We start from the raw sequence: 19,160 nt of genomic DNA, 5'->3' as shown, positions 1-19,160 counted from the left end.
CCCGCCGGCCACTGACGGACCGCGCGACGGCCGGGCGCCCACGCGCCCGGCCGCTGCGAGTTCACCGCCGGAGGGTTCAGCCGCCGTCCTCCTCGCCGTCGTCCCGCTCCCCGCCGCCCACGAGGGCCTGGATCGCGTCGACCGCGCTGCCGTCGTGGTCGCTGCCCGCGGTGCCGCTGCCGGTCTGGAGGTTGCCCGTGCGGTCGACCTCCAGGATCGAGTCGGCGTGGGAGTTGTCGAGCACGGTGACCAGGCTGTCGTCCGCGATCGCCGGGCCCGCCGCGGCACCGAGCAGGGTCATGGACAGGGCGAGCACGGCCCGCAGTCGTGGGCGGCTGCCGGTCATCCGGCCACCCCCGCCGGCTTCGGCTGAAGGTGCACACCCGCTCGTTCCGGATGGAACCGCGCGATGTTCCGCTCCAGCAGCCCGGTCGAGGCGCGCACCCCGATCCCCTCCGCAGGGTCCATGTCCGGAAGCCGCCCGTCGGCCCGCTTCAGCTCGGCGAGCGCGGAGTCCATCGCCGCGTGGGCCGCGAACAGACAGGGCGTGCTGTAGATCGCGACGTCCACGCCCAGCTCGGACAGCTCGCTCAGGGACAACCGCGGCGACTTGCCGCCGGCGATCTGGTTGAACAGCAGCGGCTTGTCCCCGACCACGTCCCGGATCCGCCGGATCCAGTCCACGCTGCGCACCCCGTCGACCAGCACCACGTCCGCGGCGGTGGCGGCCAGGGCCCGCGCCCGGTCCAGGATGTCCTGCTCCTCGGTGGCGTCCGTGCGGGCCACCACCACCAGCTCCCGGCGGGTCGCGAGCACCGTCTCCAGCTTCTCGACGTACTCGGTCAGCGGCAGGATCCGTTTGCCGTCGGCGTGCCCGCACCGGCGCGGCCGCTGCTGGTCCTCCAGGATCACCCCGGAGGCGCCCGCCCGCTCCAGCGCCTCCACCACATGGCAGGCCACCTCGGGGTCGGCGTACCCGTCGTCGATGTCGACGAGCAGATGGTGACGGGGGAACGCGCCCCGCAGGCGCTGGGTGAACGCCACCATGTCGGGCCAGGCGATGAAACCGATGTCCGGCAGACCGTAGTGCGACGCGGCGAATCCGAAGCCGGACACGAACATCCCGTCGTAGTGCGCGGCCGCGATCGAGGCCGAGTACATGTCGTAGACACCGATCAGAGGTGTGGTTCCCTGCGCGGCGATCTGCTCCCGCAGCTCGTTTCCGTAGGCCACCGTCCAGCCCTTCCGTGGGGGGTCCTTTACCTGATCGGGATTATTTCTGTACCTACGCAAGTCATCCCCTATAGGGATCCTTTACTCACCCGGTCGGGTCACCACCTTCACCGCAGAAACGTCACTCGCGTTCCCCTCACGCGCTCCGTCCGCCTAGGCCCGCGGTCGCGGACGGCTGCGACTTTCGGCCCGGAATTGTTGCGGAGGGATGAAATCCGCCCTGGTCCGCGTTGGTGCTGTCCGGACGATCAGGGCGACAGGAAGGGACCGGCGTGGTGGCCAACGAGGGGGAGACACGCGGCTGGGCACGCAGGCTCGCGGGGTACGCGTGGCGCTACCCGAAGGACGTGATCCTCGCGCTCGGCTCCTCGCTGGGCGGCATGGCCGTCATGGCGGTCGTCCCGATGATCACCAAGGTGATCATCGACGATGTCATCGGGAACCACAGCCGGTCCGTGGGGCCCTGGGCCGGCGCGCTCATCGGCGCCGCCGTCCTCGTCTACGTCCTCACCTACATCCGCCGCTACTACGGCGGCCGGCTGGCCCTGGGCGTCCAGCACGACCTGCGCACGGACATGTACGGGACGATCACCCGGCTCGACGGGCGCCGCCAGGACGAGCTGTCCACCGGTCAGGTCGTCGGCCGCGCCACCAGTGACCTTCAGCTGGTCCAGGGCCTTTTGTTCATGCTCCCGATGACGATCGGGAACGTCCTCCTCTTCCTGCTCTCCCTGGTGATCATGGCGTGGCTGTCGCCGCCGCTGACCCTGGTCGCGCTGGCCGTCGCGCCCGCCCTGTGGTTCATCGCCAAGCGCAGCCGCACCCGGCTGCACCCGGCCACCTGGTACGCCCAGGCGCAGGCCGCCGCCGTGGCGGGAGTGGTGGACGGCGCCGTCAGCGGCGTCCGCGTGGTCAAGGGCTTCGGGCAGGAGGAGCAGGAGACCGCCAAGCTCCGGGAGGTCGGGCGCCGCCTCTTCGCGGGCCGGCTGCGCACCATCAAGCTGAACGCCCGGTACACCCCCGCCCTGCAGGCCGTGCCCGCACTCGGCCAGGTCGCCATGCTGGCGCTCGGCGGCTGGCTCGCGGTGCGCGGGCACATCACCCTCGGCACGTTCGTCGCCTTCTCCTCCTATCTCGCCCAGCTCGTCGGCCCGGTGCGCATGCTGGCCGTGGTGCTCACCGTCGGCCAGCAGGCCCGCGCGGGCGCCGAACGCATCCTGGAGCTGGTCGACACCGAGCCCTCGCTGTCGGACGGCACCAAGGAGCTGCCCGCCGACGCCCCCGCGACCGTCGAGTTCGACGACGTCTCCTTCGCCTACCAGGACGGCCGCCCGGTCCTCGACGGCCTCTCCTTCGAGATACGCCCCGGCGAGACCCTCGCCGTCGTCGGCTCCTCCGGCTCCGGCAAGTCGACGGTCTCCCTGCTGCTGCCCCGCTTCTACGACGTCACCCACGGCGCCGTCCTCGTCGGCGGCCACGATGTGCGCGAGCTCACCCAGTCGTCCCTGCGCGCCGCTATCGGACTGGTCCCCGAGGACTCCTTCCTCTTCTCGGACACGGTCCGCAACAACATCGCCTACGGCCGCCCGGACGCCACCGACGAGCAGATCGAGCGGGCCGCCCGCGCGGCACAGGCCGACCGCTTCATCGCCGAGCTGCCCGACGGCTACGCCACCAAGGTCGGCGAGCAGGGCCTCACCCTCTCCGGCGGCCAGCGCCAGCGCATCGCACTGGCCCGGGCGATCCTCACCGACCCCCGGCTGCTGGTCCTCGACGACGCGACCTCGGCGGTGGACGCCCGGGTCGAGCACGAGATCCACGAGGCGCTGAAGCAGGTCATGGAGGGCCGTACCACCCTGCTGATCGCCCACCGGCGCTCGACCCTCAACCTCGCCGACCGCATCGCGGTCCTCGACGACGGCCGGCTCGCCGACATCGGCACGCACGAGGAACTCCAGGAGCGCTCCGCCCTCTACCGGCGGCTGCTGACCGACCCCGACGAACTGGGCGGGGTCTCGCCCGGCCACGCCCTGCCTGCCGTGCCCCAGGAGGACTCCTCCGTCCGCGAGGAGCTGGACGCCGAGTTCGACGCGGAGCGGGGCGTCACCCCGCATCTGTGGACCGGCGACCGCGAGCCCCGGGACCGTGCGCTGAGCGGCTCCCCGGCCACCCCTGAACTCCTCGCCCAGGTCGAGCAGCTGCCCCCGGCCACCGACACCCCCGGCATCGACGAGGCACGCGCGGTGCGGGCCGAGCAGTCGTACGGCCTCACCCGGCTGCTCCGCGGCTTCGGTCTGCCGCTCCTCGCGAGCCTCGGCCTCGTCGCCGTCGACGCGGGCATGGGTCTGCTGCTGCCGATCCTGATCCGGCACGGTATCGACCAGGGTGTGTCCCGGATGGCCGTCGGCGCGGTCTGGGCCGCGTCCCTGCTGGCCCTGCTCGCCGTCCTCGTGCAGTGGACGGCGCAGGTCGCGGAGACCCGGATGACCGGGCGGACCGGTGAGCGCGTCCTGTACTCCCTCCGGCTGAAGATCTTCGCGCAGCTCCAGCGGCTCGGGCTCGACTACTACGAGCGGGAGCTGAGCGGCCGGATCATGACCCGGATGACCACCGACGTCGACGCGCTGTCGACGTTCCTGCAGACGGGGCTCGTCACCGCCTTCGTCTCCGTGGTCACCTTCTTCGGCATCATGGTCGCGCTGCTGGTGATCGACGTGCGGCTCGCGCTCGTGGTGTTCGCCACCCTGCCGGCGCTGGTGGTGGCCACCGTCTTCTTCCGCCGGGCCAGCGTGAAGGCGTACGAACTCGCCCGCGAGCGGGTCTCGACGGTCAACGCGGATCTCCAGGAGTCGGTGTCCGGGCTGCGGATCCTGCAGGCGTTCCGGCGCGAGCAGGACGGCGGACGGCGGTTCACCGAGGCCAGTGAGAGCTACCGCCGGGCCCGTATCCGCGGCCAGTGGCTGATATCCGTGTACTTCCCCTTCGTGCAGCTGCTGTCGTCGGTGGCCACCGCGTCCGTGCTGATCGAGGGCGCGCACCGGGTGGACGCCGGGACGCTGACGACGGGTGCCCTGGTCGCGTATCTGCTGTACATCGATCTGTTCTTCGCCCCGGTGCAGCAGCTCTCCCAGGTCTTCGACGGCTACCAGCAGGCCACGGTGTCCCTCGGCCGGATCCAGGAGCTGCTGCGGGAGCCGACCGCCACCGAGGCCGCCGACGAGCCGCTCCAGGTGCGCTCCCTGCGCGGTGAGGTCGCCTTCGACGGCGTCGACTTCGCCTACGGCGACGACGAGGAGGCGCTCAGCGGCATCGATCTGCGGATCCCCGCCGGGCAGACCGTCGCCTTCGTCGGGGAGACCGGCGCGGGCAAGTCGACCCTGGTCAAGCTGGTCGCCCGGTTCTACGACCCCACGCACGGCCGGGTGCTGATCGACGGCACCGATCTGCGCTCCCTCGACCTGACCTCGTACCGGCACCGGCTCGGTGTCGTCCCCCAGGAGGCGTACCTGTTCGCGGGGACCGTCCGGGACGCCATCGCCTACGGGCGTCCGGACGCGACCGACGCCCAGGTGGAGGCCGCGGCACGGGCGGTCGGCGCGCACGACATGATCGCCACGCTGGACGGCGGCTATCTGCACGAGGTCGCCGAGCGCGGCCGCAATCTGTCCGCCGGACAGCGGCAGTTGATCGCCCTGGCCCGCGCGGAACTCGTCGACCCCGACATCCTGCTGCTCGACGAGGCCACCGCCGCGCTGGACCTCGCCACCGAGGCCCAGGTCAACCAGGCGACGGACCGCCTCACCGGCCGCCGTACCACGCTCGTGGTCGCCCACCGGCTGACGACGGCCGCCCGCGCCGACCGGGTGGTGGTCATGGACCACGGCCGGGTCGCGGAGGACGGCACCCACGAGGAGCTGCTGCGCCGCGACGGCCGCTACGCGCGGCTGTGGCGGACGTTCGTCGGGACGCCGGAGCCGGAGGAGCCCGTCGGGTCCACGGCCTGACCGGCGGTCGGAGGGGCATTTCCGGTTCCCCATGGGGCAGGGGGAACCGTGCGACGCAACCATCGGACCTACGTCCTGCGTCCGTACACCAGTACGTTGACGGTCGCGGGAGGGACGAGAAGTGGACAGTGGTGCGATACGCCGGCGCCTGGCGCTCGGCCTGGCCGTGCTGACGGCGTCCGGTCTGCTCGCAGTGGCGAGCCCCGGGCACGCTCAGGCGGACGACCCCTGCTCCGGACGGCAGGTGCGCACGCTGTCGTTCGCCACCGGCTCGGTGCGGGTGTACAAGCGGGACGGCTTCGTGTGCGCGGTGACGGTGGCGAGGAACACCTTCGGCCGGAAGGCGATGTCGGTGAGCGTGCAGGCGCGCGGCAGCCGTCCCGTCGCCGACAGCGGGCAGTTCACCTACCACGCCGGGCCGGTGGTCGTGCATGCCGGCCACCGCTGTGTGTGGATCCGCGGGTCGGTGGGCTCGGGCTCGGTCAGTTCCGGCTGGATCATGTGCTGACGGCCGCCGTCCCGAACGGCGGGGGATCTTCTCAGCCATTTCACAGGCTTCCCAAACGTCCCCTGGTGCGACCGGAGTTGCTCCGCTAGGTTCCGGCGGACATCCGCGTTCACAGGGGAGGGTGCATGCGCAAGGCGCTCAGATGGCTGCTGGCGCTCATGGTGCTGATCGGCACGCTGAGCACGGCCGGGACGGCCACCGCCGCCACGGCGACGGACACGGACATCAAGGACCGGCTGCTCGCGATACCCGGGATGAGCCTGATCGAGGAGAAGCCGTACGCCGGTTACCGCTTCTTCGTGCTGAACTACACCCAGCCGATCGACCACCGGCACCCCTCCGAAGGCACGTTCCAGCAGCGGATCACGATCCTGCACAAGGACGTCTCGCGGCCGACGGTCTTCTACACCAGCGGCTACAACGTCTCCACCACCCCGGGCCGCCGTGAGCCGACGCAGATCGTGGACGGCAACCAGGTCTCCCTGGAGTACCGCTTCTTCACGCCGTCCCGCCCCGCTCCGGCCGACTGGTCGAAGCTCGACATCTGGCAGGCGGCGAGCGACCAGCACCGCATCTACGAGGCGCTCAAGCCGGTCTACAGCCACCGGTGGATCGCGACGGGCGGCTCGAAGGGCGGTATGACGGCGACGTACTACGAGCGCTTCTACCCGCACGACATGGACGGCGTCGTCGCGTACGTGGCCCCCAACGACGTGGTCAACGACGAGGACTCGGCCTACGACCGCTTCTTCACGACGGTCGGCACCGAGGAGTGCCGGGACCGGCTGCAGGCGGTGCAGCGCGAGGCGCTGGTGCGCCGGGAGCCGCTGGAGCGGAAGTACGAGCAGTTCGCGGCGGCCGGCGGCTACACGTTCACGACGATCGGCGGTCTGGACCGGGCCTACGAGGCGGTCGTCCTGGACTATGTGTGGGGCTTCTGGCAGTACAGCCTGCTGTCCGACTGCGGAACCGTCCCCGCCGACGCGGCCCACGCCACCGACCAGCAGATCTGGGACTCGGTGGACACGATCTCGGGCTTCTCGGCCTACACGGACCAGGGGCTGGAGACCTACACGCCGTACTACTACCAGGCGGGCACCCAGCTCGGCGCGCCCACGATCCACTTCCCGTACATCGAGAAGCCGCTGATCCGCTACGGCTACCAGCCGCCCCGGAACTTCGTGCCCCGCTCGATCCCGATGCGCTTCCAGCCGTGGGCGATGCGGGACGTGGACACCTGGGTGCGCCACCACGCACGGCACATGCTGTTCGTCTACGGCCAGAACGACCCGTGGGGCGCGGAGCGCTTCCGGCTCGGCGCGGGCGCGCGGGACTCCTACGTCTTCACGGCTCCGGGCCTGAACCACGGCGCGAACGTGGCCGGTCTGGTCGCCGACCAGAAGACCCTGGCCACGGCCCGCATCCTGGACTGGGCGGGCGTGGCACCGGCGGCGGTCCGCACCGACCCGTCGGCGGCGCGGCCGCTGGCGCACTATGACGCGCGGCTGGACCGCCGGGACTTGGAGCGGGAGCCGGCGCTTCGGCCGTGACGGTCGGGCCGTGCCCGTAGGGCTCACGCCTTCCGGGCACAGCCCACCGGTTTCTCACCGCCCAGCTGGACGTACAACGCGGTCGACGGCGGGCACTGCGAGCGCCGCGACACCGCCGAGGTGACCTTGTACTCGGGCGCGTGCCCGCCCTTGCCGTCGCAGGCCGTCTCGCGGACCTCGCCCTTGCCCGCGCCGTAGACACAGTCCCCGACGATCGTGCGCGGTCCGCCCCCGCCGCCGGGGTCCCCGGGGTGCGGCGGCTCCAGGTTCCGCATACAGGCGTAGCCGCGGGGCACGGTCCCGGACGCGCTGATGTGCAGGACGAAGTCCGTGGTCGCCGGGCACGCGGGACCGCCGTCCGGCTGGCCCCCGTCGAACCGGGCGACCACCCGCGCCGCCGCCCGCTCGCTGGTGCACGGCACCTCGGTGAAGCTCGTCGTCCCGAAGGAGCTGCACTCGCCGACGGCGAGGAACTCGGCCCCGAATCCGGAGGCCACGGGCGAGGAGGTGCCCCCGCCCGACCGCTCCTGTGCCGCCCCCGACGGCGACTGGCACCCGCACAGCCCGGCCGCCGCCAGCGCGGCTGTGAGCAGCGCACCCAGCCACGCGTGTGTCCCTCGCATCGCCAACCCCCCCGGTTTCCCCGTCCAGCGTGAACCGCGGCCACGGCTCACGCCAGACAACCAGGGCGCTTTGCGACATTCAGGGGCCGTTCGAGAGGTCTCCGGCGTACCCCTGGTACGACAGCCTGTACCCGAGGGGGTACAGCACCTGCGTCGGATCGTCCGCCCGCGGCACCGGCACCGGCAGTCTGCCGCGCGGCCTCACCCGGCCCGCGATCACCCGTGCCGCCGCGCGCAGTTCCACGTCGGTCCAGGAGTAGGACGTCAGGCAGGCCGTGGCGTCGGGGAGCTGGGCCACGTCGTACGGATTGCGGACGGCGAGGGCGACCACCGGCCTCCCGGTGGCGGCGAGCCGGGTCACCAGGGTCCGCTGGGAACTGCTCGCGGTCACGTTGTAGGTGCCCACGACCACCGCGTCCGCGTCCCCCGCCGCCGTCACCGCCTTCTCGATCGCCGCCGCCGTGGGCGCCGTGCCGGTGGAGAGCGCGGTCGCGGTGAAGCCCAGGGCGGTGAGGGCGTTCGCGAGGACGGTGGTGGGCGGTCCGTCGGTGCCGGACGGGGACGCCGGATCCGCGCCCACGACGAGGATCCTGCGGTGCGTACGGCGCGACAGCGGCAGCAGTCCCCGCTGGTTGACGAGCAGCGTGGTCGTACGGTCCGCGACGCGGTCCGCCGTGCGCAGATGCCCGGGGGTGCCGACGGTCCGGTCGACTCCGGCCGCGGTGACGTACGGCCGGTCCAGCAGCCCGAGCTTCGCTTTCAGCCGCAGGACGCGCAGCAGCGACTCGTCGAGCCGCGCCTCCGTCAGCTCCCCGCTCCGCACGGCCGAGAGCACCGCGTTCCAGGCGAGGTCCAGGGAGGGCGGGTTGAGCAGCTGGTCGACGCCCGCCTTCAGGGCGAGCACGGGCACCCGGTCGTCGCCGTACTTCTGGCGCACGCCCTCCATGCCCAGCGAGTCGGTCACCACCACCCCGTCGTAGCCCAGCTCCTCACGCAGGATGCCGGTGAGGATCGGGCGGGAGAGCGTCGCCGGGTCGCCGGAGTCGTCGAGCGCGGGGACCATGATGTGCGCGGTCATGATCGAGTCGATCCCCGCACGGATCGCCGCCCGGAACGGCACCGCGTCGAGTTTCTCCCACAGTTCACGGCTGTGGGTGATGACCGGGAAGCCGAAGTGGCTGTCGACGGCGGTGTCGCCGTGGCCGGGGAAGTGCTTGGCGGTGGCCGCGACCCCGGACTCCTGACAGCCCTTCACCTCCGCGGCGACAAGGCCCGCCACCGCGTCCGGGTCCGCGCCGAAGGACCGTACGCCGATGACCGGGTTGGCCGGGTTGACGTTCACGTCGGCGTCCGGCGCGTAGGCCTGACGGATGCCGAGGGCGCGCAGCTCGGCGCCGGAGATCCGGCCGAGGGTACGGGCGTCGGCCCGGGAGCCGCCGGCCCCGATCGCCATCGCGCCGGGGAAGAGGGTGGCGGGCCTGCCCACGCGGGCCACTATGCCGTGCTCCTGGTCCGTGGCGATGAGCACGGGCAGGCCGCGCGGCTGGGCGAGGGACGCCTGCTGGATGCCGTTCGAGAGGTCCGCGATCTGGTGCGGTGTACGGGTGTTGTGCGCCCAGGTGAAGTAGATGATCCCGCCGACGCGGTACTTGGCGACCAGTTCGGCCGCCGTCCGTACGCCGATCTCGGCGAGGTTGGCGTCGATGTCGGCCTGGTCGGGGTCGGTGGCCGAGTGGCCGTAGACCCGCATCACGAAGAGCTGGCCGACCTTCTCCTCCAGCGTCATTCGGGAGATGAGGGCCGTGAGCCGCGTTTCGTCGGGCCCGGCGGCGCGGGCGGATTCCGGGGTGAGGGCGAGGGCCGCGGTCAGGCCCGCCGTGGCGGCGAGGACCGTGCGTCTGGAGGGGTGTGCGGTGCTTCCTGTGCCGGAGTCGTGCACATGCGCTCCTTCCGAAGGAGAACACTGAAGGAAACTTCCGAGGAGTCACCAATATCCGGGAAGTTTCTGCCAGTCAAGGCACTGCACGGTAACCGGCCGGGGGGCCGTCATCGGCGCAGGTGGAGGGGGCGCGCCGATGACGGCGTGCTGCCGGCCGCGCGCGGCGGAGAGGGTGGTCAGCGATCGCAGCCAGCAGCGAGGCCGACACCGCAGGCGGAGACTCATCCGGCAGCCTGCGCCTTGGACGGAGGCGGGCTCGGACGGGTTCCCCGGGCGCCGCGGGAATCCTCAAGTCGGCACGTGGGGGGTCAGCGGGTCGTCCGTGCCGCCGCCCTGGGCCAGAACTCCCGCAGCGTCCGCACGGTCTGCGCGATCGCCGGCCGCCGCGCCGCGCCCGTGCGCCACAGTGCGTAGAGCCTGCGCACGGGCATCGGGTCGAGGGGAACCTCGACGACCTCGGACGGCAGCGGGCCACGGCCCAGGCGCGGGATGAGCGCGACCCCGAGACCGGCTCCGACCAGGGCGACGAGGGTGGGGTTCTCGTCGGCCTGGTGAACGACCTCCGGTTCGTGCCCCGCCGACCGCAGGGTCCGCAGCAGCCAGTCGTGACAGACCCGGCCCGGCGGCTGGCAGATCCATCGCTCGCCGCCCAGCTCCTCGCGCCGCACGGACTCCCGCCCGGCGAACGGGTGCCCCTCGGGGACGAGCAGATCGCACAGGTCGTCCCCGATGACCGCCTGCTCCACCCCCGAGGGCGCAGGCAGTGGGGCGATGTCCCAGTCGTGCACGACGGCGAGATCGACGGCGCCCTTCGCGACCAGGTCCACTGACAGATGCGGGTCGATCTCGGTGAGCCGGGCGTCCAGGGCGGGGTGCCGCCGCCCCAGGTCCGCGAGCACGCCGGGCATCAGCCCGCGCGCCGCCGAAGGGAACGCGGCCACGGTCAGCCGTCCGGCCGGCACCCCGCGCCGCTGCTCCAGATCCGTCTCGGCGCGCTCCACGATCGCCATCAACTCCTGGGCGGTAACCGCCAGTTGCCGCGCCTCGTCGGTGAGCCGCACCCCGCGCCCCTCCCGCTCCAGCAGTGTCGTTCTGGTCTCCCGCTCCAGCTTGGCGATCTGCTGGGAGACCGCGGACGGCGTGTACCCGAGCGCGGCGGCCGCGGCACCGACCGTGCCGTGGACGGAGACGGCGTGCAGGGCGCGCAGCCGTTGGAGATCGAGCATGGACCCCCCTCAGGGATTAGCGATGCTTCATCCGATCATGCAGCAATCATCGCTGGTGCTTCACAGTCGCCAGCCGGGATCCTCGACGTATGCGACCCGCACACCTTGCTCTCGCCGTCCTTGTCACCGCTGTCTGGGGCGTGAACTTCACGGTCATCGAGATCGGCCTGGGCCACTTCCCGCCCCTGCTGTTCTCGGCCCTGCGCTTCCTGGCCGCCGCCGTCCCGGCCGTCCTCTTCGTCGGCCGCCCCAAGGTGGCCTGGAAATGGATCGTCTCCGTCGGCCTCGTCCTGGGCGTGGCCAAGTTCGGCCTCCTGTTCCTCGGGATGAACGCGGGCATGCCCGCCGGACTGTCCTCCCTGGTGCTCCAGATCCAGTCCGTCTTCACCGCGCTCATCGCCTTCGCGGCCCTCGGCGAACGGCCCACGCGCATACGGGCCCTGGGGATGGCGGTGGCCCTCGTCGGAGTCGTCCTCGCGGCCGTCGACGAGGGCACGGCCGGCCCGCTCGGCGCGTTCGCCCTGGTGATCGCGGCGGCGGCCTTCTGGGGCCTGTCCAACGTCCTGACCCGCAAGGCGTCCCCGCCCGACGCGCTCAACTTCATGGTGTGGGTGAGCACCGTGCCGGTTCTGCCCCTGCTCGGCCTGTCCCTGCTGACCGAGGGCCCCTCCCGCGACCTGTCGGCCCTGCGCGCCCTCAACTGGCAGGGTGTGGGCGTCGTCCTCTACGTCGCCTGGATCACCACCGTGTTCGGCTTCGGCGCGTGGGGCTGGCTGCTGCGCCGCCACCCCGCGTCCACGGTCGCCCCGTTCTCCCTGCTCGTCCCCGTCTTCGGCATGTCGTCCGCCGCCCTGTTCCTGGGGGAGCAGATCACTCCGCTGCGCTGGGGTGCGGCGGCGCTGCTGGTGGGCGGGGTGGCGCTGACGTCCCTGGCTCCGAAGGGGGTCCGGTCGGCGGAGGTACGTGTGAAGGAGCACGAAATCCATTCGACGCCGACGAGCGGATCCGCCACGCTTCAACGGTGACGTTCATCTTGAGGGGACCGGTCCTGGAGGGCACGCTCGTGCGCCTGGAGCCGCTGGAGCACCGGCACGCGGCCGGCCTGGCGGTGGCGGCGGAGGAGGACCGGACCTCCTATGCGTACACCTGGGTGCCCAGAGCCGACGAGGTCGGGGACTACATCGACGCCCAGCACGCCCGGGCGGCGGCGGGCCGACTGGCGCCGTACGCCCAGATCTCCCTCGCCACGGGCCGGGTGGTCGGCACCACCTCCTTCTGGGACCCTCGCTGCTGGCTGTCGGACGACCGGCTCGACGCCATCGAGATCGGCTTCACCTGGCTGGCCCGGTCGGCCCAGGGCACGGGTGTCAACGCCGAGTCCAAACTGCTGCTGTTCCGCCACGCGTTCGAGGAGTGGGGCGTCGCGCGCGTCGACCTGAAGACCGACGCACGCAACGCCCGCTCCCGGGCGGCCATCGAGAGCACCGGCGCCCGCTTCGAGGGCGTCCTGCGCAACTGGTCCCGCTCCTGGACGCCGGGCGAGGAGGACCGCCTCCGGGACTCCGCGATCTACTCGATCACGGCACAGGAGTGGCCCGAACGCCGCGCGCCCTTGGAGGCAAGGGTCAGGAAGCTGGCCCAGGCGTCGGGGGAGAGGGTCAGACAGGGGCGGGTCGGGGTCATTCCTCTCGGGTCACCCGCGCGTGGTCAGTGAACACGCGCCGGAATGTGTCGTGGGTCGGGTTGCGGCCCGTGTGAGCGAGGCACCAAAGCTGAACCTCACCCTCGTCGTTGGGAACCGACGATCCCGTGCAGCCGTTCGCGGTGCAGAACGGCCGCCGTGCTGTGGCTGCACGCCGTCGCTCGCGGAGTGAAGGGCCTCGCCGTGGACCGGGTGCTGCTCGTGGCCCCGCCGGCCGGCTCCGTCCTCCTACGGCACCAGGAGGTGGCGGAGTTCGCCCCGCCGCCCCTCGACGGTCTCGCCTGCCCGCGCCCACCCGTCTGGTCGCGGGTGGCGACGACCCGTACTGCCCGGAAGGCGCGCGGACCGTCTTCGGCGACCCCCTCGGCATCCCGACCGAGATCCTTCCCGGCGCCGCCCACCTCGACCTGGACGCCGGCTACGGCTCCTGGCCCGCCGTACCGGACTGGTGCCTGAACGCCTCCGCACGGCTCACGGCACGCCCGGCGTAGCCTCGACGGCGGTGCCAGTGGGGGACTTGGCCCCTTGCCGCAGTTCCGGAGTGCTCGTGCCCACGAACACCACCGCGAGCAGACACAGCAGACACAGCAGACCCCCGCTGACCGGCGCGGTCGCGCCGGAGGTCCAGCCGGCGACCAGACCCCCGCGCAGGTTGCCGAGGGTGGGGCCCGCCTGGCCGACGCTCTGCTCGGCGGCCGTGACCCGGCCGAGGAGAGCGTCCGGGAGCCGACGGCGTGCTCTATGTGCCATGCAGCTCACCCTGCATTCCGCTCTCGGCCGCGTGGGGCCTGCGCAACCCCAGGACCCGGGGCCGGAACTCAGTCTTTCCAGCCGAGGAAGGGTTGTCGCTCCCAGACGTGCAGGGGGGTGACGCGCACGCTTCAGCCCACGGGCAGTCCACAGAGGGTGCGTTCGCTCATCCCGCACTCTCGGTCCGATCGCACCGCGCTACGCCGACTCGCTGAGCAGTCGTGCCAGGTGGTCCCGGCCGGCGTCGAGCAGTTCCGGGAGCGGCGCCGCCGCTTCGTGCCAGCGCTTCTCGTACTCCCAGCACAGCCAGCCGTCCCAGCCGTGGCGGGAGAGGACCTCCACGCACTCGGTGATGGGCAGGACGCCGGCGCCCAGCGGCAGCGGGGTGCTGTCGTCGGCGGAGGCGATGTCCTTGACCTGGACGTAGCCGAGGTAGGTGCACAGGGCCGCGTAGGTCTCCTGCGGCTGCTCGCCGCCCAGCCAGGTGTGCATCACGTCCCACAGCGCGCCCACATGGCGGTGGCCGACCGCGCCGAGGACGCGCAGGACGTCCGCCCCGGTGCGATGCGAGTCGTGCGTCTCCAGCAGGATCCGTACGTCGAGGTCGGCGGCGTACTCGGCGGCAGTGCCCAGGCGCCGGGCGGCCGTGGCGTCGGCCTCCTCGGGAGGCTGTTCGGTGCCGCCGCCGGGGAAGACGCGCACGAAGGGGGCGCCCAGGTCGCGCGCGAGCTCCAGGAGCGCGCGGATCTCGGCGAGCACGGGTGCGTCGTCGCCGGGCGCGGCGACGCGCGCGTACCCGGCGAGTCCCAGGATCTCGACGCCGGAGGCCCTGAACTCGGCGGCCACGGCGGCCCGTTCGGCGGGTCCGAGGCCCGGATGCACGGGTTCTTCGGGATGGGTGCGCAGTTCGACACCGTGATAGCCGTGCGCAGCCGCGAGCCGGACGACGTCTGCTACGGGCAGACCGGGGACACCGAGGGTGGAGAACGCCAGCTTCATGGTCACGGAAACTACCCCGCCACCCGCCGGTAACGCCTGTCCTCGGGGCACGGCCGGTGTGGCGCGCCGTACGCCCCCGGCGTCTCAGCCGCGGGGCGCCCCCGAGGACCCCCGCACCATCAGCTCGCCGGGCACCATGGCGATCCCGCCCGGCGGCGGCTCCTCACGGCCCATGGCGATCCGCCCCGCCCGGGCCCCGGCCTCCGCGAGCGGCAGCCGTACCGTCGTCAGGGCCGGCACCGCGTCGATCGCGAAGGGGAGGTCGTCGAAGCCGACCACCGACACGTCCTCGGGGATGCGCAGGCCGAAGGCGCGCAGCGCAGCGCACGCGCCCAGCGCCACCGTGTCGTTCGCCGCCACGACCGCCGTCAGCGACGGCTCGCGGCGCAGCAGTTCGAGCGTCGCCTCGTAGCCCGCGCGGCGGTCGTAGCGCCCGTGCACCGTCAGTCGCGGGTCGTCCTCGATCCCGGCGGCGGCCAGGGCCGCCCGGTGGCCCTCCAGACGGTGCCGGGTGGTCGTGCGCTCCTCCGGGCCCGCGACATAGCCGAGCCGCCGGTGGCCGAGCCCGATCAGATGCTCGGTGAGCCGCTGTGCGCCGCCGCGGTTGTCGAAGGTCAGCGCGATCGCCTCGGGGGCGGGCGGCCGCCCGCACAGCACCACACGTGTCCCCGCCGCCGCCAGCTTGCTCAGCTTCGCGCCCACCGCCTCCTGGTGCGCGCAGTCCTCCACCGCGCCGCCGGTCAGCACCACGGCGGCCGCCCGCTGCCGCTGGAGCAGCGTCAGATACGTCAGCTCCCGCTCCGGCGAGCCGCCGGTGTTGCAGACCACGGCGAGCCGTTCGCCGCCGGCCCGCCCTCCCGGGCCGCGGATCTCCGACTGGATCGCACTCGCCATGATCCCGAAGAACGGGTCGGCGATGTCGTTCACCAGGATCCCGACCAGGTCGGAGGTGGCCGCCGCGAGTGCGCTCGCCGGACCGTTGAGGACGTAGTCCAACTCGTCGACCGCGCGCAGCACCCGCTCCCGGGTGGCGGTGGCGACCGGGTAGTTCCCGTTCAGCACACGTGACACGGTCGCGGGCGACACCTGCGCGCGCGCCGCCACGTCTGCCAGGGTCACCGTCATCGTCGTCCTCCGGTCGCGTGCTTTGTCAGGAATCCATCTACAGCTCTCCGGACACCCCTGTACAGGCCCGTGGTTCCCTTTTGTTCGACGGATCGGACAACTCAACGGCTTTTGTGACCACGGCGTCACGCCAGGTGACGGATTGCGAGAAGATGGCGTCCGGCCGTACGGGGGCGCGCCGTCCGGCGACACCTCGACTCGCCCGTGACGCGGTCTTGTCCGGCCCGTCGGACGGCGGCTAGCGTCTCACGACGTAGAAAGCGCTTGCCGTCACGCTCACCGTTGAGCGTACGCGGCGCCGGACGCGTACGGAGGGAACCGACGTGACACGCAAGACGGTGCGTATCGCCATGAACGGCGTCACGGGACGCATGGGCCACCGCCAGCATCTGGTCCGCTCCGTCCTGGCCATCCGCCGACAGGGCGGCCTCGACCTGGGCGACGGCACCGTGCTGTGGCCCGAACCGGTCCTCGTCGGCCGCCGCGCGCACGCGCTCGACGAGCTCGCCCGGCAGTACGGCCTCGAGCACCGGTCGACGGACCTGGACACGGTCCTCGCCGATCCCGCCGTCGAGATCTACTTCGACGCCCAGGTCACCTCGGCCCGCGAGGAGGCGCTGCGGAAGGCGATCGCGGCGGGCAAGCACGTCTACACCGAGAAGCCGACGGCGACCGGCCTGGCGGGCGCCCTGGAACTGGCCCGTCTCGCCCAGGAGAAGGGCATCCGGCACGGGGTCGTCCAAGACAAGCTCTTCCTGCCGGGCCTGCGCAAGCTGAAGCGGCTCGTCGACGGGGGCTTCTTCGGCCGGATCCTGTCCGTCCGCGGCGAGTTCGGCTACTGGGTCTTCGAGGGCGACTGGCAGCCCGCGCAGCGCCCGTCCTGGAACTACCGTGCCGAGGACGGCGGAGGCATCGTCGTCGACATGTTCCCGCACTGGGACTACGTGCTGCACGAGCTGTTCGGCCGGGTGCGGTCCGTACAGGCGCTCGCCACCACCCATGTCCCGCAGCGCTGGGACGAGAAGGGCAAGCCCTACGCCGCCACGGCCGACGACGCCGCCTACGGCATCTTCGAACTCGAGGGCGGCGCGATCGCCCAGATCAACTCCTCCTGGGTCGTGCGCGTGGGCCGCGACGAACTCGTCGAGTTCCAGGTGGACGGTACCGAGGGGTCCGCCGTCGCCGGTCTGCGCCGGTGCCGCGTCCAGCACCGCTCGGCCACCCCCAAACCCGTCTGGAACCCGGACCTGCCCGCCACGGAGGCCTTCCGTGAGCAGTGGCAGGAGGTGCCGGACAACACCGAGTTCGACAACGGCTTCAAGGCGCAGTGGGAGCTGTTCCTGAGGCATGTGTACGCCGACGCGCCCTACCATTGGGACCTGCTGGCGGGCGCCCGCGGTGTGCAGCTCGCCGAACTCGGGCTGCGGTCCTCGGCCGAGGGCCGCCGTGTCGACGTACCGGAGATCGCGCTGTGACCCTCCGACTGCCGGACGGCGAAGGCCGGTTGCGGACCTACACACCGCGCCGGACGCCCCTCGCCCTCACCCCGGGCACGCCCTTCACCTCCCGTGCGGTCTTCGCGGCGGCCCATGTCGTGGCCGACCCGTACGCGGACGTGTCCCCCGACGCGCCCGCCGCCCTCGACTGGGACGCGACCCTCGCCTTCCGGCGCCATCTGTGGGCGCACGGCCTGGCGGTCGCCGAGGCCATGGACACCGCCCAGCGCGGGATGGGCCTGGACTGGGCGGGCGCGGCCGAACTGATCCGCAGGTCCGCCGCCGAGGCCAGGGCGGCCGGCGGCCGGATCGCCTGCGGCGTGGGCACCGACCAGCTGCACCCCACCGAGATCGGGTGGCCCTACGGCCTCGACGCGATCCGCGCCGCCTACGAGGAACAGCTCGCAGTGGTGGAGGACTCGGGCGCCCAGGCCATCCTGATGGCCTCCCGCGCGCTGGCCGCGGTCGCGCGGGGCCCCGAGGACTATCTCGACGTCTACGGCCGTCTGCTGCGCCAGGCCGCCGAACCGGTCGTCCTGCACTGGCTCGGCCCGATGTTCGACCCGGCCCTGGAGGGCTACTGGGGCAGCACCGACCTGGACGCGGCCACCCGCACCTTCCTGGACGTCGTCACCGCGCACCCGGACAAGGTGGACGGCGTCAAGATCTCGCTGCTCGACGCCCGGCGCGAGACCGAACTGCGCCGGCGGCTGCCCGGCGGAGTGCGCTGCTACACCGGCGACGACTTCCACTACCCCGAGCTGATCGCGGGTGACGACCACGGTTTCAGCCATGCCCTGCTCGGCGTCTTCGACCCGCTGGGCCCGCTCGCGGCCGAGGCGGTACGGGTCCTGGACACGGGCGATGTGAAGGGGTTCCGGGAACTCCTCGACCCCACGGTGCAGTTGTCCCGCCATCTGTTCCGGGCGCCCACCCGCTTCTACAAGACGGGTGTGGTCCTGCTGGCCTGGCTCGCGGGCCATCAGGAGCACTTCACGATGGTGGGCGGACTGCAGTCGGCCCGTTCGCTGCCGCATCTCGCGACGGCGTACGAACTCGCCGACGGCCTCGGCCTGTTCCCCGACCCGGAGCGGGCGGAGGCGCGGATGAGGACCCTGCTGACCCTGTACGGAGTGACTCCATGAGCGGCACGAGCACGGCAACGGAGCGGCTCTCGCGGCTCTCCGTCAATCAGATGACGGTACGTCAACTCAGCCTGCCCGAACTGGTCGACGCCTGTATCGCCCTGGGTGTACGGGGCGTGGGTCTGTGGCGCGAGCCCGTCCGGGCGTACGGCGTGGACGCCACGGCCAGGCTGGTGCGCGAGGCGGGGCTGACGGTGACGACGCTGTGCCGGGGCGGTTTCCTCACGGCGACCGACCCGCGCGAGCGGGCGCGTGCCCTGGACGACAACCGCCGCGCGGTCGACGAGGCCGCCGCACTCGGCACGGACACGCTCGTGCTGGTGTCGGGCGGCCTGCCGGCCGACTCCAAGGATCTGCGCGGCGCGCGCGAGCGGATCGCGGACGCGCTCGGGGAACTTGGCCCCTACGCGGCCGAGCGGGGGGTTCGGCTGGCCGTCGAACCGCTCCATCCGATGTACGCCGCCGACCGCTGTGTCGTCTCGACCCTGACCCAGGCGCTGGACCTCGCCGAGCGGTTCCCCGCCGAACAGGTCGGTGTCACCGTGGACACGTACCACATCTGGTGGGACGACAGGGCCCCCGAGCAGATCGCCCGCGCGGGCGCCGGCGGCCGTCTCCACGCCTTCCAGCTCGCCGACTGGACCACCCCGCTGCCCGAGGGCGCCCTCAACGGCCGGGGCCGGCTCGGCGACGGCTCGGTCGATCTGCGGGAGTGGACGGGCCGGGTGGAGGCCGCGGGCTACATCGGGCCCATCGAGGTCGAGCTGTTCAACGACGAGCTGTGGGCGCGAGACGGCCGGGAGGTCCTTGCGGAGACGGTGGCGCGGTTCGTGGAGCATGTGGTGCGGTGAGCCTCGGGG

15 protein-coding genes and 2 pseudogenes are annotated in these 19,160 nt (G+C 72.3%); 9 read left to right on the top strand and 8 right to left on the bottom strand.

Features of this window, described 5'->3' with window-relative positions; all coding sequences use genetic code 11:
• Nucleotides 1-76: 76 nt before the first annotated feature.
• Nucleotides 77-346, bottom strand: coding sequence for a hypothetical protein (locus ACFY2Z_RS15095; protein ID WP_390744614.1), 270 nt, complete (start codon nt 344-346; stop codon nt 77-79).
• Entirely contained in the window at nt 343-1,233 is an 891-nt protein-coding gene (locus ACFY2Z_RS15090; protein ID WP_390744613.1) for an oxaloacetate decarboxylase, read from the bottom strand. Before ACFY2Z_RS15090 ends, ACFY2Z_RS15095 begins: the two co-directional genes overlap by 4 nt.
• 272 nt (nt 1,234-1,505) lie before the next feature.
• Here ACFY2Z_RS15090 and ACFY2Z_RS15085 point away from each other — a divergent pair, with 272 nt between their 5' ends.
• The 3 genes from ACFY2Z_RS15085 to ACFY2Z_RS15075 all read left to right on the top strand — a co-directional run bounded on the left by ACFY2Z_RS15085 (nt 1,506) and on the right by ACFY2Z_RS15075 (nt 7,295).
• Nucleotides 1,506-5,237 (top strand): ABC transporter ATP-binding protein, encoded by a 3,732-nt coding sequence (locus ACFY2Z_RS15085; RefSeq protein WP_390744612.1) that lies wholly within the window; start codon nt 1,506-1,508, stop codon nt 5,235-5,237.
• Nucleotides 5,238-5,358: 121 nt separating this feature from the next.
• Nucleotides 5,359-5,745, top strand: a complete 387-nt coding sequence (locus ACFY2Z_RS15080; RefSeq protein WP_390744611.1) for a hypothetical protein — start codon at nt 5,359-5,361, stop codon at nt 5,743-5,745.
• Between the two features lie 125 nt (nt 5,746-5,870).
• Nucleotides 5,871-7,295: a S28 family serine protease gene (locus ACFY2Z_RS15075; protein WP_390744610.1), complete on the top strand. Its 1,425-nt coding sequence runs from the start codon at nt 5,871-5,873 to the stop codon at nt 7,293-7,295.
• A gap of 23 nt (nt 7,296-7,318) precedes the next feature.
• Here ACFY2Z_RS15075 and ACFY2Z_RS15070 read toward each other — a convergent pair whose 3' ends face one another.
• The 3 genes from ACFY2Z_RS15070 to ACFY2Z_RS15060 all read right to left on the bottom strand — a co-directional run bounded on the left by ACFY2Z_RS15070 (nt 7,319) and on the right by ACFY2Z_RS15060 (nt 11,083).
• Nucleotides 7,319-7,918: a hypothetical protein gene (locus ACFY2Z_RS15070; protein ID WP_390744609.1), complete on the bottom strand. Its 600-nt coding sequence runs from the start codon at nt 7,916-7,918 to the stop codon at nt 7,319-7,321.
• A gap of 79 nt (nt 7,919-7,997) precedes the next feature.
• The gene (locus ACFY2Z_RS15065) at nt 7,998-9,857 is read right to left on the bottom strand and encodes a glycoside hydrolase family 3 protein (protein WP_390744608.1); all 1,860 of its coding nucleotides are present in this window, start codon (nt 9,855-9,857) and stop codon (nt 7,998-8,000) included.
• Nucleotides 9,858-10,165: 308 nt separating this feature from the next.
• Nucleotides 10,166-11,083: a LysR family transcriptional regulator gene (locus ACFY2Z_RS15060; RefSeq protein ID WP_390744607.1), complete on the bottom strand. Its 918-nt coding sequence runs from the start codon at nt 11,081-11,083 to the stop codon at nt 10,166-10,168.
• A gap of 89 nt (nt 11,084-11,172) precedes the next feature.
• Here ACFY2Z_RS15060 and ACFY2Z_RS15055 point away from each other — a divergent pair, with 89 nt between their 5' ends.
• The 3 genes and pseudogenes from ACFY2Z_RS15055 to ACFY2Z_RS15045 form a co-directional block, all read left to right on the top strand.
• Nucleotides 11,173-12,108 (top strand): EamA family transporter, encoded by a 936-nt coding sequence (locus ACFY2Z_RS15055; RefSeq protein WP_390744606.1) that lies wholly within the window; start codon nt 11,173-11,175, stop codon nt 12,106-12,108.
• Nucleotides 12,105-12,797, top strand: coding sequence for a GNAT family N-acetyltransferase (locus tag ACFY2Z_RS15050; RefSeq protein WP_390744605.1), 693 nt, complete (start codon nt 12,105-12,107; stop codon nt 12,795-12,797). Before ACFY2Z_RS15055 ends, ACFY2Z_RS15050 begins: the two co-directional genes overlap by 4 nt.
• A gap of 120 nt (nt 12,798-12,917) precedes the next feature.
• Nucleotides 12,918-13,276 (top strand): annotated as a pseudogene (locus ACFY2Z_RS15045) (alpha/beta hydrolase); the annotation flags it as partial.
• On the opposite strand, the pseudogene ACFY2Z_RS15040 reads toward ACFY2Z_RS15045, so the two are convergent.
• From ACFY2Z_RS15040 to ACFY2Z_RS15030, 3 genes and pseudogenes are all read right to left on the bottom strand, one after another.
• Nucleotides 13,257-13,514, bottom strand: a pseudogene (locus ACFY2Z_RS15040) (MFS transporter); the annotation flags it as partial. The pseudogenes ACFY2Z_RS15045 and ACFY2Z_RS15040 sit on opposite strands and share 20 nt — an antisense overlap.
• 219 nt (nt 13,515-13,733) lie before the next feature.
• The gene (locus tag ACFY2Z_RS15035; protein ID WP_390744747.1) at nt 13,734-14,534 is read right to left on the bottom strand and encodes a sugar phosphate isomerase/epimerase family protein; all 801 of its coding nucleotides are present in this window, start codon (nt 14,532-14,534) and stop codon (nt 13,734-13,736) included.
• Nucleotides 14,535-14,618: 84 nt separating this feature from the next.
• Entirely contained in the window at nt 14,619-15,659 is a 1,041-nt protein-coding gene (locus ACFY2Z_RS15030) for a LacI family DNA-binding transcriptional regulator (RefSeq protein ID WP_390744604.1), read from the bottom strand.
• A 323-nt stretch (nt 15,660-15,982) separates the two neighbouring features.
• On the opposite strand from ACFY2Z_RS15030, the gene ACFY2Z_RS15025 reads away from it, so the two are divergent.
• Genes ACFY2Z_RS15025 through ACFY2Z_RS15015 form a run of 3 tightly spaced genes read left to right on the top strand, consistent with a single transcriptional unit; the run spans nt 15,983 to nt 19,151 of the window.
• Nucleotides 15,983-17,134, top strand: a complete 1,152-nt coding sequence (locus ACFY2Z_RS15025) for a Gfo/Idh/MocA family protein (RefSeq protein WP_390744603.1) — start codon at nt 15,983-15,985, stop codon at nt 17,132-17,134.
• Nucleotides 17,131-18,300 carry a dihydrodipicolinate synthase family protein gene (locus tag ACFY2Z_RS15020; protein WP_390744602.1) on the top strand — a complete coding sequence of 390 codons (1,170 nt, stop codon included), beginning with the start codon at nt 17,131-17,133 and terminating at the stop codon, nt 18,298-18,300. The genes ACFY2Z_RS15025 and ACFY2Z_RS15020 overlap by 4 nt, the downstream gene beginning before the upstream one ends.
• Nucleotides 18,297-19,151 carry a sugar phosphate isomerase/epimerase family protein gene (locus ACFY2Z_RS15015; protein WP_390744601.1) on the top strand — a complete coding sequence of 285 codons (855 nt, stop codon included), beginning with the start codon at nt 18,297-18,299 and terminating at the stop codon, nt 19,149-19,151. Before ACFY2Z_RS15020 ends, ACFY2Z_RS15015 begins: the two co-directional genes overlap by 4 nt.
• Nucleotides 19,152-19,160: the final 9 nt, after the last annotated feature.

The sequence above is a fragment of the Streptomyces sp. NPDC001222 genome (genome assembly GCF_042896945.1).
GTDB classification, from domain to species: Bacteria; Actinomycetota; Actinomycetes; order Streptomycetales; family Streptomycetaceae; genus Streptomyces; species Streptomyces gibsoniae.
Note: the sequence above shows the minus strand (reverse complement) of the source record. Positions and strands in the feature narration are given on the sequence as shown.

Bases quoted from the DNA above. Each gene is read 5' to 3' on its own strand.
- ACFY2Z_RS15095 (WP_390744614.1), bottom strand. From the start codon at position 346: ATGACCGGCAGCCGCCCACGACTGCGGGCCGTGCTCGCCCTGTCCATG.
- ACFY2Z_RS15075 (WP_390744610.1), top strand. From the start codon at position 5,871: ATGCGCAAGGCGCTCAGATGGCTGCTGGCGCTCATGGTGCTGATCGGC.
- ACFY2Z_RS15055 (WP_390744606.1), top strand. From the start codon at position 11,173: ATGCGACCCGCACACCTTGCTCTCGCCGTCCTTGTCACCGCTGTCTGG.
- ACFY2Z_RS15060 (WP_390744607.1), bottom strand. From the start codon at position 11,083: ATGCTCGATCTCCAACGGCTGCGCGCCCTGCACGCCGTCTCCGTCCAC.
- ACFY2Z_RS15035 (WP_390744747.1), bottom strand. From the start codon at position 14,534: ATGAAGCTGGCGTTCTCCACCCTCGGTGTCCCCGGTCTGCCCGTAGCA.
- ACFY2Z_RS15030 (WP_390744604.1), bottom strand. From the start codon at position 15,659: ATGACGGTGACCCTGGCAGACGTGGCGGCGCGCGCGCAGGTGTCGCCC.
- ACFY2Z_RS15015 (WP_390744601.1), top strand. From the start codon at position 18,297: ATGAGCGGCACGAGCACGGCAACGGAGCGGCTCTCGCGGCTCTCCGTC.
- ACFY2Z_RS15070 (WP_390744609.1), bottom strand. From the start codon at position 7,918: ATGCGAGGGACACACGCGTGGCTGGGTGCGCTGCTCACAGCCGCGCTG.